This is a genomic window from Alkalibacterium sp. MB6 (assembly GCF_009935905.1).
Taxonomy (GTDB): Bacteria; Bacillota; Bacilli; order Lactobacillales; family Carnobacteriaceae_A; genus Alkalibacterium.
Genome location: NZ_PREX01000003.1, coordinates 86,282 through 103,074, shown reverse-complemented (window position 1 = coordinate 103,074; position 16,793 = coordinate 86,282). Strand labels below are relative to the sequence as shown.

Below are 16,793 nucleotides of genomic sequence, written 5' to 3'. Positions count from 1 at the left end.
TAGACGATCAGACCTAACCTCTTCCCTGACTTGACTGGTAAAAACTCATGAAGCAACTAGGGCAGCTTCATAATCTACTAAAGGGAGGTAGCCCCTTTGATCGATGTAAATAAATTTGAAAGTATTCAGATCGGATTGGCTTCACCTGATAAGATCCGCAGTTGGTCTTACGGAGAAGTTAAAAAACCAGAAACAATCAATTACCGTACGTTAAAACCAGAACGTGATGGATTATTCTGTGAACGCATTTTCGGACCGTCAAAAGATTACGAGTGTGCATGTGGCAAGTACAAACGAGTTCATTATAAAGGAATCGTTTGTGACCGTTGTGGAGTTGAAGTGACTAAATCTAAAGTACGCCGTGAGCGTATGGGTCACTTGGAATTGGCTGCACCAGTTACACACATTTGGTATTTTAAAGGGATCCCTAGTCGTATGGGACTTGTTCTTGACATGTCTCCGCGTGCATTGGAAGAGATAATCTATTTCGCCTCTTACGTGGTAACCGAACCAGGAGATACACCACTTGAGAAGAAACAATTAATGACTGAAAGAGAATACCGTGAGCGTCGTGCTCAATATGGTCAGTCTTTCCAAGCTGAAATTGGTGCGGATGCAATCAAAACTTTATTAAATGATGTTAAGCTTGATGAAGAAATTGCTGAATTAAATGAGATATTACAATCAGCCACTGGTCAAAAGCGTACACGTGCCATTCGTCGCTTAGACATTTTGGATGCATTTAGAATGTCAGGGAACCACCCGTCTTGGATGGTCATGGATGTTGTACCCGTTATTCCTCCTGAACTAAGACCAATGGTTCAATTAGAAGGTGGACGATTTGCAACGAGTGATTTGAACGACTTATACCGTCGAGTCATTAACCGTAATAACCGTCTAAAACGTCTACTTGACTTGAATGCACCGCATATTATCGTTCAAAACGAGAAACGTATGCTTCAAGAAGCTGTGGATGCCTTAGTAGACAATGGCCGTCGTGGTCGCGCAGTAACTGGACCAGGTAACCGTCCATTAAAATCTCTTTCACATATGTTGAAAGGGAAACAAGGACGTTTCCGTCAAAACTTGCTAGGTAAACGTGTCGACTATTCTGGTCGTTCCGTTATTGTAGTAGGTCCAAGTCTAAAAATGTACCAATGTGGACTCCCTAAAGAAATGGCTATTGAATTATTCAAGCCATTTGTTATGAGAGAACTTGTTGCGAGAGAAATTGCTAACAATATTAAAAATGCTAAACGAAAAGTTGAGCGTTTGGATGAAGAGATTTGGGAAGTTCTTGAAGATGTGATTAAAGAGCACCCGGTTCTACTCAACCGAGCACCGACACTTCACCGTTTAGGTATTCAAGCTTTCGAACCCATTTTAGTAGAAGGAAAAGCCATTCGTTTGCATCCTCTTGTCTGTGAAGCTTACAACGCTGACTTTGACGGAGACCAAATGGCCGTTCACGTTCCTTTAAGTGATGAAGCACAGGCAGAAGCACGAATTTTAATGCTTGGGGCTCAAAACATCCTTAACCCTAAAGATGGTAAACCTGTTGTTACACCTTCACAAGATATGGTTTTAGGTAACTATTATCTAACGATGGAAATAGCAGGAAAAGTTGGGGAAGGCATGATATTCTCTTCTGCATCAGAAGCGATTCAGGCTTATCACACGGGTTATGTACACTTGCACTCACGTGTCGCTATACATGTATCCACGTTGCCTGAAAAACCATTTACTGATTGGCAAAGAGATAAGTACTTGCTGACAACGGTAGGAAAAATCATGTTCAATGAAATTATGCCTACTGAATTCCCTTATTTAAATGAACCAACTCAATTTAACTTGGAGAAACAAACGCCAGATAAGTACTTTGTTCCTTATGGGACGGATATTAGAAAACACATTAAAGAAATGGATGTTGTTCCTCCGTTCAAGAAGAAAAACTTAGGTAATATTATCGCTGAAGTCTTCAAACGATTCCAAGTAACTGAAACGTCTAAAATGCTTGATAAGATGAAAAACTTAGGATATAAACACTCTACTAAATCAGGAATCACGGTTGGTATTGCGGATATCTCAAACCTTGAATCAAAACAAGAAATTTTAGATAAGTCTCACGAACAAGTTGACCGTATTAACGCCTCTCACAGACGCGGTTTAATCACAGAAGAAGAACGTTATACAGCGGTTATTGAAGTCTGGACTAAAACAAAAGATGAGATCCAAGAGCGCTTGATGCAGTCATTAGATAATCAAAACAATATCTTTATGATGAGTGACTCAGGAGCTCGTGGTAACATCTCCAACTTTACTCAGCTGGCTGGTATGCGTGGATTGATGGCCGCTCCAAGTGGTCGTATCATGGAATTGCCGATTACGTCAAACTTCCGTGAAGGACTATCTGTATTGGAAATGTTTATCTCCACTCACGGTGCCCGTAAAGGAATGACCGATACGGCACTGAAAACTGCCGACTCAGGTTACTTGACTCGTCGTTTAGTAGACGTTGCGCAAGATGTTATTATTCGAGAAGAAGACTGTGGCACACGTCGCGGCTTATTGACCGAAACATTGCGTGATGGAAACGAAGATATCGAATTGCTTGAAGAACGTATTATCGGCAGATATGCACGAAAAACTGTTACTCATCCTGAAACAGGTGATGTAATGGTGAAAGAAAACGACTTGATTACCGAAGCAAAAGCGAAAGACATTGTTGATGCTGGTATCGAGCAAGTAACGATTCGTTCCGTCTTTACATGTAACACAACTCACGGTGTATGTAAGAAATGTTATGGCCGTAACTTAGCTACCGGAAGAGAAGTCGAAGTCGGAGAAGCAGTTGGAACAATTGCAGCTCAGTCTATCGGTGAACCAGGTACTCAGTTGACCATGCGTACTTTCCATACCGGAGGAGTTGCAGGGGACGATATTACTCAGGGTCTACCTCGTGTACAAGAAATCTTTGAAGCACGTAACCCTAAAGGTCAAGCAACCATCACTGAAGTAACAGGGGAAATTGTTTCTATAGAAGAAAACCCAGGGGAACGTATAAAGGAAGTAACCGTTAAAGGAGCTACCGATACACGTACCTATAACTTGGTTATCAACGCCCGTTTACGTGTGAAAGTTGGAGATTTCGTTGAACGTGGAGATGCATTGAATGAAGGGTCAGTTGATCCAAAAGCCTTGCTTGCCGTCAGTAACGTCATCAAACTACAGAACTATCTGCTTAAAGAAGTACAGTATGCATACCGCAGTCAAGGGGTAGAAATTGGGGACAAACACATTGAAGTAATGGTTAGACAAATGCTTCAAAAAGTTCGCGTCTTAGATCCAGGCGATACAAAAATCTTGCCAGGTACCCTAATTGATATTCATGACTTTAGAGATGCCAATAAAGATACCTTGTTATCCGGTGGCTTGCCAGCAACGGCTCGTCCAATCTTACTAGGTATTACTAAAGCGTCTCTTGAAACAACCAGTTTCTTATCTGCCGCTTCCTTCCAGGAGACGACTCGTGTCCTAACAGATGCTGCAATCAGAGGTAAGAATGATAAATTGATTGGTTTGAAAGAGAACGTCATTATCGGTAAATCTATTCCAGCTGGTACAGGCATGCGTGTCTATAACCAAATGGAGCCTAAAAAAATCGGCGTTTCAGCTGAAAGTGTCTACAGTGCAACTGAAGAAACAACGGTTGAATCACCCGAAAAATAAATAAAGTGTAATAGAGGAAAAGAGGGCAGTGAAAACTGCCTTCTACATTCCTTTTAAAAATAAAAAAACTTTTTTTGAAGATGTTGACACATCCCACCATACATGGTACTATGCTATAGGTGCTTTTGTGTACAGATTCCTGTTCTAGATTATTCTAGCTCATAAGAGTTAACAGTCGTTCTGACTGCCACGCAAGGGCCGAATATAACCACTTATTGAGGTCTCCTATAACCGAAAAGCGTCGCTTATACATAGCGATTATTCTTTTTCGCCAAAAGAGGAACCGCCTGGATGTGTGGACCTAGATTCTCAGAAAAAAAACGGAAGGAGGAAACACCGAATGCCTACAATGAATCAATTAATCCGTAAGCCTCGTAAATCAAAAATCACTAAATCTGAATCACCAGCTTTGAATAGAGGTTACAACACTCAAAAACGTCGTTTCACTACTACAAACTCTCCACAAAAACGTGGGGTATGTACTCGTGTAGGAACAATGACTCCTAAAAAACCTAACTCAGCTTTACGTAAGTACGCTCGTGTTCGTTTATCTAACATGATCGAAGTAACAGCTTATATCCCAGGTGAAGGACACAACCTACAAGAACACAGTGTGGTATTACTTCGTGGAGGTCGAGTAAAAGACTTACCAGGGGTACGTTACCATATCGTTCGTGGTGCACTTGACACTGCTGGAGTAACTGACCGTAAACAAAGCCGTTCTAAATACGGAACGAAAAGACCTAAAGCTTAATTAAGCGACTCATTTATTGAGGTCAGCTAATGAGCAAATTGACTTTTAAAAAATTAAACGTTAAAAATATACTTTATTCGAAAGGAGGAATTTGAATGCCTCGTAAAGGTCCCGTAACAAAACGCGATGTATTGCCAGATCCGATTTACAATTCTAAATTGGTTTCCCGCTTAATCAACCGTTTGATGATTGATGGAAAACGTGGTAAAGCATCTACAATTTTGTATGATGCATTTGAACAAATTAAAGAAACAACAGGAAATGATCCAATGGAAGTGTACGAACAAGCACTTAAAAACATCATGCCTGTATTAGAAGTTAAAGCTCGCCGTGTAGGAGGATCCAACTACCAAGTGCCTGTAGAAGTACGTCCAGATCGTCGTACAACTCTTGCTCTACGTTGGTTAGTAAACTACGCACGTCTTCGTGGTGAAAACACTATGGAAGATCGTTTGGCAAGAGAAATCATGGACGCAGCTAACAACACTGGTGCTGCTGTTCGTAAACGTGAAGAAACTCACCGTATGGCAGAAGCGAACAAAGCGTTTGCTCACTACCGTTGGTAAGATAAACAGACGTTATCCAGCTGGTTTCAGCTGGACACTCTGCTTTTTCACAGTAACTTGACACTTATTCATGTAAACATGAATAGAATTTATTAAAGAGAGGTGTAATGATTAGTGGCCAAAAGAGAATTTCCTCTAGAAAAAACCCGTAATATTGGAATCATGGCGCACATTGATGCTGGTAAAACAACAACGACTGAGCGTATCCTTTATTATACTGGCCGTATCCACAAAATTGGTGAAACGCACGAAGGTGCATCACAAATGGACTGGATGGAGCAGGAACAAGAACGTGGAATCACGATTACTTCAGCTGCGACAACGGCTCAGTGGAACAACCACCGAGTAAACATCATCGATACTCCTGGACACGTAGACTTCACAGTTGAAGTTGAACGTTCACTTCGAGTGCTTGACGGTGCGGTAACCGTTTTGGATGCCCAGTCAGGTGTTGAACCTCAAACTGAGACAGTTTGGCGTCAAGCGACGACTTATGGTGTACCTCGTGTCGTATTCGTAAATAAAATGGATAAAATTGGGGCAGACTTCCTTTATTCAACAAAAACATTGCATGACCGTCTGAATGCTAATGCACACCCAATCCAATTGCCAATTGGTGCTGAAGATAACTTCGAAGGTATCATCGACTTAGTAAAAATGAAAGCCTATATGTACGGTAATGATTTGGGAACAGAAATTACTGAAGAAGACATTCCAGCAGACTACGTAGAATTAGCTGAAGAATGGCGCGGCAAACTAGTTGAAGCTGTTGCTGAATTAGATGAAGATTTAATGATGCAGTATCTTGAAGGTGAAGAAATCACTCAAGAACAGTTAAAAGCTGGTATTCGTCAAGCGACTCTAAGTGTTGAATTCTATCCAGTATTAGTTGGTTCAGCTTTCAAAAACAAAGGCGTACAATTACTTCTCGATGCAGTAGTAGACTACTTGCCATCTCCACTAGATGTTCGTGCCATTGTTGGTCATGAACAAGGAGACAACGGTGCAGAAGTTACTGTTGAAGCAGGCGATGATCAACCATTCGCAGCTTTAGCATTTAAAGTTATGACTGACCCATTTGTTGGTCGTCTAACATTCTTCCGTGTTTACTCTGGTACGTTGGAATCTGGATCGTATGTATTAAACGCAACAAAAGATAACCGTGAACGTGTTGGACGTATCTTACAGATGCACGCTAACTCTCGTCAAGAGATACCTGAAGTATTCTCTGGAGATATTGCAGCAGCTGTTGGACTGAAAAACACGACGACTGGTGACACATTATGTGCTGTTGATACTCCAGTTATCTTGGAATCAATGGAATTTCCAGAGCCAGTTATCCAAGTTGCTATTGAACCTAAATCTAAAGCGGACCAAGATAAAATGGGTCTAGCACTACAAAAATTAGCTGAAGAAGATCCTACGTTCCGTGCTGAAACAGACCACGAAACAGGCGAAGTTATTATTGCTGGTATGGGTGAACTTCACTTAGATATCATCGTTGACCGTATGAAACGTGAATTTAAAGTAGAAGCTAACGTTGGTGCACCTCAAGTATCTTACCGTGAAACATTCACTAAATCAGTACAAGCTGAAGGTAAATTCGTTCGTCAATCTGGTGGTAAAGGTCAATACGGTCACGTATGGATTGAATTTACTCCAGGTGAAGAAGGATCAGGCTTTGAGTTTGAAGACGCAATTGTCGGAGGAACTGTTCCACGTGAATACATTCCTTCTGTTAAAGCCGGTCTTGAAGCTGCATTAGTAAACGGAGTATTGGCTGGCTATCCACTTGTGGACGTTAAAGCTAAGCTATACGATGGATCTTACCACGATGTCGACTCAAACGAGACAGCATTTAAAGTCGCTGCGTCATTAGCACTTAGAAACGCTGCTAAAACTGCAGGTCCGGCAATTCTAGAACCTATCATGGGTGTAGAAATTATCGTTCCTGAAGATTATATGGGAGACATCATGGGTCACATTTCTGCTCGTCGCGGAAATATTGAAGGATCTGAACAGCGTTCGAACGCTGTCGTTGTTAAAGGAGCAATTCCTTTATCAGAGATGTTCGGTTACGCAACAGCATTACGTTCTGCAACTCAAGGACGTGGAACCTTCACTATGCAATTTGATCATTATCAGCAAGTACCTAAGAGTATTGCTGAAGAAATTATCAAGAAAAATGGTGGAGACCAAAACTAAGCTTTCTCATCACAATCCATGCACACTCTTGGCCTTTCTTTTTAGAAAGAGGGCCTTGAGAGTGGTAAGGACTCTCTGTTAAGATTGCTTTTATACCGCAGTATCGGTATACTATTATGAGTATGAACAGAGACGGTATTGTACCGTTTTTGATAAATTATAAGCGTAAAAACTAAGGAGGAACAAGTTAAAATGGCAAAACAAAAATTTGACCGCTCAAAAGAACACATGAACGTTGGGACTCTTGGACACGTTGACCATGGTAAAACAACGTTAACTGCTGCTATTACAAGTGTATTAGCTAAAAAAGGTTTCGCAGAAGCTCGCGCATATGACCAAATCGATGGTGCAGCTGAAGAGAAAGAACGTGGAATCACTATTTCTACATCTCACGTAGAATACGAAACAGACAAACGTCACTATGCACACGTGGACTGCCCAGGACACGCGGACTATGTTAAAAACATGATCACTGGTGCTGCACAAATGGACGGAGCTATCTTAGTAGTATCTGCTGCTGATGGCCCAATGCCACAAACTCGTGAGCACATCCTACTTGCTCGTCAAGTTGGAGTACCTTACTTCGTAGTATTCATGAACAAAGTTGACATGGTAGACGACGAAGAATTACTAGAATTAGTTGAAATGGAAGTTCGTGACCTATTAAGCGAATACGAATTCCCAGGTGACGATATTCCTGTAATCGCTGGTTCTGCTCTTAAAGCTCTTGAAGGCGTTGAAGAGTACGAAAACAAAATCTTGGAATTAATGGAAGCTGTAGACACTTACATTCCATCTCCAACTCGTGAAACAGACAAACCTTTCCTAATGCCAGTTGAGGACGTATTCTCAATTACTGGACGTGGAACGGTTGCAACTGGTCGTGTTGAAACTGGACAAGTTAAAGTTGGTGACGAAGTTGAAGTTATCGGTATCAAAGATACTGCTAAAACAATCGTTACTGGTGTTGAAATGTTCCGTAAATTACTAGACTACGCTGAAGCTGGAGACAACATCGGTGCTTTACTACGTGGAGTTTCACGTGACGACATCGAACGTGGTCAAGTTTTAGCTAAACCTGGTTCAATTACACCACACACAAAGTTTGACGCTGAAGTTTATGTTCTTTCAAAAGAAGAGGGTGGACGTCACACTCCATTCTTCACTAACTACCGTCCTCAGTTCTACTTCCGTACAACTGACGTAACTGGTGTTGTTGATCTTCCAGAAGGAACTGAAATGGTTATGCCTGGTGACAACACTAACATGACTGTTGAACTAATCGCTCCAATCGCTGTTGTAGACGGAACTAAATTCACTATCCGTGAAGGTGGCCGTACTGTAGGTGCTGGAGTAGTAACAAACATCATTAAATAATTTCATTTAAAATGAAATAAAGAGTGCCTGGATTTCCAGGCACTCTTTATTTTATGGGATATTACCTTAAGGGATAAGCATCTTTATGGATATCTTTCAAACTGGGTAGGCTGATGAATAACCTAAGCATGTCTAAAATGACAGCTTCTTCTTCTGGTGTCATGGGATGTTTCCCACCTAGGGGTCCATAAAAGCTATCATTAGCTAGTTGAATGAATTGGTTCATTGTATCTGAATTTTTTGGTAAAAAAGCATACCAATGATTCAAGTAATCCTCCAGAGTATGACCAGGTTCTTGCTCTAATTTGAAGCTAAAGAGCCATAGGATAAAACGGATACTTTGATCTAAAGACCATTTACCCGTTTGGATAATCCATTTAATCAGTTCATATATGGTATTTTGACGACGAAGAAGTAAGAATAAACTGAGAACGATTAAACCAACAAGAATCAAGACTTCCAAAATAATCGTCCAATCTATAGAATCAAGAGCAGAATCCTCAACACCACCTTCATCTGAGTAGTCTTCTTCAGCAGGGGCTAGACCACTTTCTTCTCCTTCTTCTTCCTCAACCGCAGTATCAGCTTCTTGATCGTCAGCTAAATTAACTTCTTCTAAATCTATAAAATCATCTTCTTCAACGCTATACAACTCGTTACCAACACTAGCAGCAACGGGTGTAGGGTGAGTAACTGGCTGCTCGAAAGACGGACTTGGTTCGAAGGGGATCCAACCCATACCGGGGAAAAACACTTCCGGCCAAGAATGAGAATTTGCGTTGCTAACTTGGAAGTAGGTTTGATCATTTTCATCAACATAAGCATCTCCCGGGGTGAATCCTTTAGCCCAGCGAGCTGGAATACCTACTGCTCGAAGCATGACAACCATAGCGGTTGAAAAATTATTGCAGTAGCCAATCATAGAATCAAATAAAAAATGATCGACATAATCTCCGTCTGGGGGAGTGGTTTCAACTTCCAAAAGGCTGTAACGGTAGCCACCTTCTTCTTTCAAATAGGTCTCGATGGCACGAACCATGTCATACTCTGAATCGATGCCTTCGGTAATGCTGTGAGCTAAGTCAACGACTCGTTCAGGTAAGTCGTCCGGTAGTTGCAGTTGAGTAGGAAACAGTTCGGCCATTATGTCATCCCTAGTCATGTTTTCCTCTTCTTCGGCTAACTCATTTAACTCCTCTTGAGAAAGGTTGCTTTTTTCAGCCCACTCCTTTCTAACAGTATGATAATTGTCAGTCATATTATCACGCCAACCATCACTGTCATGCATCGCCTCATTATTAAACTTGTTTAAAAACTCCTCTGAGTAAGACACCTGGTAACCAAATAATTCACTGTCTTGCGTTACTACATCTAAAAAGTCAGTTTGATCATTTAATTCCATTGAATAGTTCGACGAGTTGTCATTCAGTTCCAAATCAGTAAAACCATAGGGATAAGCGATATAAGTCATCGGTTCATACCAGTAAACAGGAACAGTGGATAAAGAGTCTAATTCCTTCATCAAATTGAAAGAATCAGGATCAGCTGTGTCTCTCAATAACGCACTATACGGGGAATAGACTGTTCGGGTTACCTCATTTTCTGTGGAAGGATTATCCCAACCTGTGCCAGTATAGGTCGTTTGGTGCATGACTTTCCAGTATTGAGGGTCGTCAGTATAAGCCCTAAATAAGGGAGTAAAGTCTTGCTGTAAAGGCCCACCTAATCTAGAGTCATCCAGACTGAAGCCTGTTCTTCGGTAGCCTAGACCGGTAGAGTAGGAAGTGATCCAATCAAAAAAACCACTTTGCGACAAGGTTCGCTGATAAGGATTGAGTTGCGCCTCTACCCATTGCTGGCTGCTTTCCAATCGACTAATGCCTAAGAATGATAAAAAGATTAATGTACCGGTTATTAATGATGTGACGAGGAAACTATTTAAAAAGTTACCCCAGGACCCATTAATATTGAGCTTCATTAAAGCAATCAGTAAAAAACCAAAGCCAACAACCTGAACTATTTCGGGTAAAACAGGTTGTGACGAGAAGGTATGAACAACCATTAAATAAATGAATCCAGTTAAAAAAGATGGAAGAGCCAACTTTTTATGAATAGCTAAATAGGTTAGTAATGATATTAATGTTATGAGCAGTGAGTAAATCAACAAATAGGGGACACCAATCAAATCGGCCTGCATTAATTCAGTCCACTGTAAAGTGAGATTAGTCCACGACTCTCTTATCCAACCTGCAATAGAGAGAGTATCACCTTCCGGTGGAAAAAGTTGATACAAAAAGAGCCCTATATGAATGACTTGTGCAAGAAAATAGAACCACCCTTTTCTAAAAAGAACAGCACTCACTTGAGTCAACAAGAAAAACAATAAGATATAGCGTTCACCTTCAACTCGATTGAGGGACATAAAATATAAAAAGACAGGCATGAGTAAAATAGAATGGACGAGTCCAATAAGACTGTCCCGGAAACGATCTAAATAAGAGGCTGCTTGGACTTGCAAGACAGTTAGACTCCTTTCAAAGAGTTAAGGTGTGACTCGTCTATAATAAAATACTGAGAAGTCAGTATCGTATGAGTCGGTATCAATCGGCTGTCTGGAGTAATAATGAATAAACGTTTAGTTAAAGGGACTCGGTCATTAAACAGAATGGACAATCGTTCCTTATCTGAAGCGGCTTCTACTGGCAAAAAACTAGCTGTCGTTGTTCCAAATGAAGGGACGCCTTTAAAGCTGCCTAAAAGAAGCAAGTCACAAGAAGCTAAGGAATGCAGTTCAAGGTAAAGATTGTAAGCCACACTTAGTAACTCTTCGAACTGGCTACTTTGATAGCCGTAAAAGATGACAGCGAACGGAGCTTCTTCCTCTTTTTCATAATCTTTAACCATCCACTGGCCACGCCTCATACTGGATTTCCAGTCGATGGCACTCAGTGAGTCGCGGTTTTGATAGTTTCTTATTTCTTTAACATAAAATTCATGTAAAGAAGAATAGGTCGATTGAGACAGTAGAGTTGACAGATCCTTCATCAAACTGGCTCGGTCGGTCTTAGTCATTACAGCAGGGTAGACATCGACATCTATGGGTAGTGATTGAGTAAACCAACGAGAATATAAACCGAAAAGACCTGTTGCTTCGATAGATAAATCAATCGCCCGATGATGACCTCGTCCTAATCGAATCGGTTGAAAAGAAAAGGGAACTGCTTTTTTTATCAGAACAGACTGACTAATCTCACGCAAGTGACCTTGTTTGGACAAGGTTACGCTCAAAGTGGGCCAAAAAAGAGGAAGCCAGTTTTTACTTCTAAGTGTTATGTGAACAGTCAACTGGTTGGTCTGAGACAATGTAGCGGTAACCCGACTAATCACTGCGGTTGATCGTGATGAAATATACGCCAAAGCCAATAATAACGTGAAAGCATAAAACAAAAACCAGGAAACTCTTGTGGGGAAAGTCAGAGTATAAAAAATGATGAGTGTATACAATAGAAGATACAGGATTACACGACGCCTTGAAAAGTGCTTAATCATCGACGTCTCACACTTTTTGTAGGAACAACCAGTTCGTCAGTTAATTGATCAATAAAGGAATCAATTTCAACTGCTGAAAGAGATTGCTCAAAAAGCAGTCGGTGGCGGTAAACCGGTTTTAACACGGTTAAGATATCAGTAGGGTTAACGTAATGTCGTCCTTCAATTAATGCATGTGCTTTAGCAGCTAATAAACAATGTTGGCTTCCTCTTGGGCTGACACCTAACCTTATGGCAGAATGGTTACGGGTTAGAGTTGCCAGAGAAACGATATAATGAAGCAAACTGGGTTCGACATGAATCGAATCCACTGCTTCTCTTAATGTTAAGAACTCATCAATAGGCATAATAGCTTGCAATGTGCTGACAGTCTTTTGCTGATCCGGAGCTGCAAGCATCTCCACTTCTTGCTCGTGAGCGGGGTAGCCTAAGGACAACTGAAATAAGAAGCGGTCAAGCTGAGCTTCAGGTAGAGGATAAGTACCCTCGTAATCAATTGGATTTTGCGTAGCTAATACAAAAAAGGGTTCAGGTAACGGGTACGTCCGACCATCTAGGGTAACTTGCCTTTCAGACATAGCTTCAAGCATGGCAGCTTGTGTGCGAGGAGACGTCCGATTAATTTCATCAGCAAGCAGTAACTGATTAAAAATAGGACCACGATGAAAATCAAAAATAGATCCATCTTTATTAGGAACAGAGAAGCCAATAATATCAGAAGGAATTAAATCTGGAGTGAATTGAATGCGAGAAAAGTCAGCTTGCAAACATTTGGCAATTGTACGAATCAATAATGTTTTGCCGACACCTGGAATATCTTGAAATAACACGTGACCGCCAGCCAGCATAGCGACGATAGTTAAGCGGGTCACTTCTTTCTTACCAATGACGATGCGATCGACCGCATCAATCAAATCATGCAGTTTAAGAATAGATTGATTCAATTCGGTTGAAAAAGACATATGAACTCTCCTTAGTAATCTGGTGTGAGTTGAATGAACGGATCCCTTTGACAGAAATATGAACAGAATTTAAAAAAAGTTCATCGAAAGGGTTTAAACTATTGTATAGATAATATGAGTCGAATACAATATGAACACTGTGACTGTAAACAATTAGTTACATTTAATAAGTAACGAACGGGCGAAAGTCTTACACAAAATTAATTGCACTCTTTTTTGAAAAAAGATTGAAAAACACTTGATTAACACTATCATTCTATGTATACTTGTTAAGGTGTCTGTGGAGGACGTCTTTTTCTGGAGAAAACAGTGAAGCATCAAGCTTTTCTACGTTTTTAAAGGGATGGGGGGTCAATTGCAGAACTAAGGCTTCGAAGCGAGAGGTTGCGACACACCCGGATGCATTGCCATGGAGGGTAGTTGGAAAATTTTCGTGGAGCTAGGTTTATTTCTTAAATAAGCGAAGGAGGGAAACACATGGCAAATCAAAAAATTCGTATTCGCCTAAAAGCGTACGAACATCGTGTACTTGATCAATCAGCTGACAAAATTGTAGAAACGGCAAAGAGAACTGGGGCAACAGTATCTGGTCCGATTCCACTGCCAACTGAACGTAAACTATACACAGTGATCCGTTCACCACACAAGTACAAAGATTCACGCGAACAATTTGAAATGCGTACACACAAACGTTTGGTGGATATCATTAACCCAACACCAAAAACAGTTGACGCATTGACAAAGCTTGACTTACCATCAGGCGTCGATATCGAAATCAAACTTTAATTAATAGATAGACAATAAACATAAAATTCAAACTATAACGGAGGTGTACTCATGACCAAAGGAATCTTAGGAAGAAAAGTCGGAATGACTCAGTTGTTTACCGAATCAGGTGAATTAATCCCTGTAACAGTAATTGAAGTTCAGCCAAACACAGTTCTACAAGTTAAAACTGTTGAGACTGACGGATATAACTCTGTTCAAGTAGGGTATGAAGATAAACGTGAAGTATTATCAAACAAACCGGCACAAGGTCATGTTAAAAAAGCTAACACGGCTCCTAAGCGCTTCATTAGAGAATTCAGAGATGTAGAGCTTGGGGACTTAGAGGTTGGATCAGAAATTAAAGTAGACGCATTTGCAGAAGGCGACATCGTTGATGTTACCGGAACAAGCAAAGGTAAAGGATTCCAAGGTGTAATCAAACGTCACGGACAAAGCCGCGGACCTGAAACTCACGGTTCACGTTACCACCGTCGTCCTGGATCAATGGGTATGGCTGCTAACCCTGCAAGAGTATTTAAAGGCAAAAAATTAGCTGGCCGTATGGGTGGCGATCAAGTCACTGTACAAAATCTTGAAATCGTACGTGTCGATACAGACCGCAACGTTTTATTAGTAAAAGGTAATGTACCTGGAGCTAAAAAATCACTTATTACGATTCGTGCTGCAGTTAAAGCAGCTAATTAACAGAGTAGGAAGGGAGGACAAGCAGAATGCCAACTGTAACGTTATTTAAACAAGACGGAACGCAAGCTGGTGAAGTAACATTAAACGATGCTGTTTTTGGTATCGAACCAAACAAGAGCGTATTATTTGATGCGATCACTATGCAACGCGCTTCATTAAGACAAGGAACACACGCAGTTAAAAACCGTAGCGCAGTACGCGGCGGAGGAGCCAAACCTTGGCGCCAAAAAGGAACTGGACGTGCCCGTCAGGGTTCAATCCGTTCACCACAATGGCGTGGAGGAGGAATCGTCTTTGGACCAACACCTCGTTCATACAGCTACAAACTACCGAGAAAGGTTCGTCGACTAGCTATTAGATCTATCCTTTCACTTAGAGCTAATGAAGAAGCAATCATCGTATTAGATGGATTGACTTTCGACGCACCAAAAACGAAAGAGTTCAGAGCGGTATTAAACAACCTAGACGTGAACAAAAAAGCTTTAGTTGTTCTTGAAGAAGGCAATGAATTTGCAAAACTATCAGCACGTAATATTCCAGGAGTTAAAGTTGTAGCACCTGATAACGTATCTGTGCTTGATGTTGTTGCTCATGAAAAGCTTATCATGACGAAGGCTGCTCTGGATATAGTAGAGGGGGCTCTTCAATAATGGATGCACGTGACGTAATCTTACGCCCGATCATCACTGAACAATCAATGTATGCTATGGAAGATAAAAAGTATACGTTTGAAGTGAATGTTCGCGCTAAAAAACCAACAATCAAAAAAGCTGTCGAAGAATTATTCGATGTTAAAGTAGACAAAGTTAACGTTATCAATACTGCTCGCAAACCTAAGCGTATGGGACGTTACGAAGGTTATACGAAAAGACGTCGTAAAGCGATCGTTACATTAACCGCTGATTCAAAAGACATTCAAATCTTCGGTGACGAAGACTAAAATTCAAATTAAATCGTTAACTCGTTCGAAACCAGTTTAACAAGGAGGGGAATCGCGTGGCAATTAAGACTTACAAACCTACTACAAACGGACGTCGTAATATGACTGGGTATGATTTTTCTGAAATCACTACTAACAAACCAGAAAAAAGTTTGCTAAAACCTAACCCAAAACGTGCCGGACGTAACAACGCAGGTAAAATTACAATCCGTCACCACGGCGGAGGCCACAAGCACCAATACCGTGTGATTGACTTCAAACGTCAAAAAGATGACGTTCGCGGTATCGTAAAAACAATTGAGTATGATCCAAACCGTTCAGCAAACATCTCATTGATTCACTATGAGGACGGAATTAAAACTTACATTTTAGCTCCTAAAGGACTAAAAGTAGGAACAAGCATCTACTCTGGACCAGAAGCAGATATCCAAGTTGGTAATGCACTGCCATTGGCAAACATTCCAGTTGGTACATTTATCCACAACATTGAGTTAAAACCAGGTAAAGGCGGACAACTTGTTCGTTCAGCTGGAACATCTGCTCAGTTATTGGGTAAAGAAGGTAAATACGGCCTAGTTCGTCTAAGTTCAGGCGAAACTCGTATGATTCTACTAAGCTGCCGTGCAACAATTGGTTCAGTAGGAAATGAACAACACGAATTAATTAACATTGGTAAAGCAGGTCGTAACCGTTGGTTAGGTAAACGCCCAACTGTACGTGGATCTGTAATGAACCCTAACGATCACCCACACGGTGGTGGTGAAGGTAAAGCGCCAATCGGACGTCCAAGTCCAATGTCTCCATGGGGCAAACCAACACTTGGTAAGAAAACCCGTAAAAGTCACAATCGTTCTGATAAGTTAATCGTTCGTGGACGTAAAAAATAATTAAAGCATTTAAAAGAGCAAGAAGAAATCAAGGGATAAACCCACAAAGGAGGGCAATACATGAGCCGTAGTTTGAAAAAGGGACCTTTCGTCGATGATCATTTGATGAAAAAAGTTCGCGAGATGGACGGAGACAACAAACGAGTAATCAAAACGTGGTCACGTCGTTCAACAATCTTTCCGAACTTTGTAGGTTATACCATTGCCGTATATGATGGAAGAAAACATGTGCCAGTTTATGTTCAAGAAGACATGGTTGGTCACAAACTGGGTGAATTTGCACCAACAAGAACGTACCGCGGACACGGAAAAGACGACCGCACAACAAGACGTTAAGAGCGAAGGGAGGAT

At 41.0% G+C, this 16,793-nt stretch carries 14 protein-coding genes; 11 read left to right on the top strand and 3 right to left on the bottom strand.

The window, feature by feature from the left end; all coding sequences use genetic code 11:
• The first annotated feature begins 96 nt into the window (after positions 1–96).
• From rpoC to tuf, 5 genes are all read left to right on the top strand, one after another.
• Complete coding sequence (gene rpoC, locus C3945_RS02420; protein ID WP_161878090.1) at positions 97–3,729, top strand: DNA-directed RNA polymerase subunit beta'; 3,633 nt, start codon at positions 97–99, stop codon at positions 3,727–3,729.
• A gap of 340 nt (positions 3,730–4,069) precedes the next feature.
• Entirely contained in the window at positions 4,070–4,483 is a 414-nt protein-coding gene (gene rpsL, locus C3945_RS02415) for a 30S ribosomal protein S12 (protein WP_161878089.1), read from the top strand.
• A 95-nt stretch (positions 4,484–4,578) separates the two neighbouring features.
• A complete protein-coding gene (rpsG, locus tag C3945_RS02410) occupies positions 4,579–5,049 on the top strand; it encodes a 30S ribosomal protein S7 (protein ID WP_161878088.1) in 471 nt (156 codons plus the stop codon).
• 114 nt (positions 5,050–5,163) lie between these two features.
• Positions 5,164–7,254, top strand: coding sequence for an elongation factor G (gene fusA, locus C3945_RS02405; RefSeq protein WP_161878087.1), 2,091 nt, complete (start codon positions 5,164–5,166; stop codon positions 7,252–7,254).
• Between the two features lie 192 nt (positions 7,255–7,446).
• Entirely contained in the window at positions 7,447–8,631 is a 1,185-nt protein-coding gene (gene tuf, locus C3945_RS02400) for an elongation factor Tu (protein ID WP_161878086.1), read from the top strand.
• Between the two features lie 61 nt (positions 8,632–8,692).
• On the opposite strand, the gene C3945_RS02395 is transcribed toward tuf, so the two are convergent.
• From C3945_RS02395 to C3945_RS02385, 3 genes are all read right to left on the bottom strand, one after another.
• Positions 8,693–11,149 carry a transglutaminase-like domain-containing protein gene (locus tag C3945_RS02395; RefSeq protein ID WP_161878085.1) on the bottom strand — a complete coding sequence of 819 codons (2,457 nt, stop codon included), beginning with the start codon at positions 11,147–11,149 and terminating at the stop codon, positions 8,693–8,695.
• A gap of 5 nt (positions 11,150–11,154) precedes the next feature.
• Complete coding sequence (locus C3945_RS02390; RefSeq protein WP_161878084.1) at positions 11,155–12,078, bottom strand: DUF58 domain-containing protein; 924 nt, start codon at positions 12,076–12,078, stop codon at positions 11,155–11,157.
• A 98-nt stretch (positions 12,079–12,176) separates the two neighbouring features.
• Positions 12,177–13,142, bottom strand: coding sequence for an AAA family ATPase (locus C3945_RS02385; RefSeq protein WP_161878083.1), 966 nt, complete (start codon positions 13,140–13,142; stop codon positions 12,177–12,179).
• A gap of 477 nt (positions 13,143–13,619) precedes the next feature.
• On the opposite strand from C3945_RS02385, the gene rpsJ reads away from it, so the two are divergent.
• The 6 genes from rpsJ to rpsS are packed head-to-tail and all read left to right on the top strand — an operon-like array spanning position 13,620 to position 16,778.
• Positions 13,620–13,928, top strand: a complete 309-nt coding sequence (gene rpsJ, locus C3945_RS02380) for a 30S ribosomal protein S10 (RefSeq protein WP_161878082.1) — start codon at positions 13,620–13,622, stop codon at positions 13,926–13,928.
• 51 nt (positions 13,929–13,979) lie between these two features.
• Positions 13,980–14,615, top strand: a complete 636-nt coding sequence (gene rplC / locus C3945_RS02375; RefSeq protein WP_161878081.1) for a 50S ribosomal protein L3 — start codon at positions 13,980–13,982, stop codon at positions 14,613–14,615.
• A gap of 26 nt (positions 14,616–14,641) precedes the next feature.
• Positions 14,642–15,265, top strand: a complete 624-nt coding sequence (rplD, locus tag C3945_RS02370) for a 50S ribosomal protein L4 (protein ID WP_161878080.1) — start codon at positions 14,642–14,644, stop codon at positions 15,263–15,265.
• Complete coding sequence (gene rplW / locus C3945_RS02365) at positions 15,265–15,555, top strand: 50S ribosomal protein L23 (protein WP_161878079.1); 291 nt, start codon at positions 15,265–15,267, stop codon at positions 15,553–15,555. The genes rplD and rplW overlap by 1 nt, the downstream gene beginning before the upstream one ends.
• Before the next feature lie 56 nt (positions 15,556–15,611).
• Entirely contained in the window at positions 15,612–16,442 is an 831-nt protein-coding gene (gene rplB, locus C3945_RS02360) for a 50S ribosomal protein L2 (RefSeq protein WP_161878078.1), read from the top strand.
• A gap of 60 nt (positions 16,443–16,502) precedes the next feature.
• Positions 16,503–16,778 (top strand): 30S ribosomal protein S19, encoded by a 276-nt coding sequence (rpsS, locus tag C3945_RS02355; RefSeq protein ID WP_161878077.1) that lies wholly within the window; start codon positions 16,503–16,505, stop codon positions 16,776–16,778.
• The last annotated feature ends 15 nt before the right edge of the window (positions 16,779–16,793 follow it).

Coding starts and splice junctions, on each gene's coding strand:
- C3945_RS02385 (WP_161878083.1), bottom strand. CDS start 13,142: ATGTCTTTTTCAACCGAATTGAATCAATCTATTCTTAAACTGCATGAT.
- rpsG (WP_161878088.1), top strand. CDS start 4,579: ATGCCTCGTAAAGGTCCCGTAACAAAACGCGATGTATTGCCAGATCCG.
- rplW (WP_161878079.1), top strand. CDS start 15,265: ATGGATGCACGTGACGTAATCTTACGCCCGATCATCACTGAACAATCA.
- rpsL (WP_161878089.1), top strand. CDS start 4,070: ATGCCTACAATGAATCAATTAATCCGTAAGCCTCGTAAATCAAAAATC.
- rpsS (WP_161878077.1), top strand. CDS start 16,503: ATGAGCCGTAGTTTGAAAAAGGGACCTTTCGTCGATGATCATTTGATG.
- rpsJ (WP_161878082.1), top strand. CDS start 13,620: ATGGCAAATCAAAAAATTCGTATTCGCCTAAAAGCGTACGAACATCGT.
- rplD (WP_161878080.1), top strand. CDS start 14,642: ATGCCAACTGTAACGTTATTTAAACAAGACGGAACGCAAGCTGGTGAA.
- tuf (WP_161878086.1), top strand. CDS start 7,447: ATGGCAAAACAAAAATTTGACCGCTCAAAAGAACACATGAACGTTGGG.
- rplC (WP_161878081.1), top strand. CDS start 13,980: ATGACCAAAGGAATCTTAGGAAGAAAAGTCGGAATGACTCAGTTGTTT.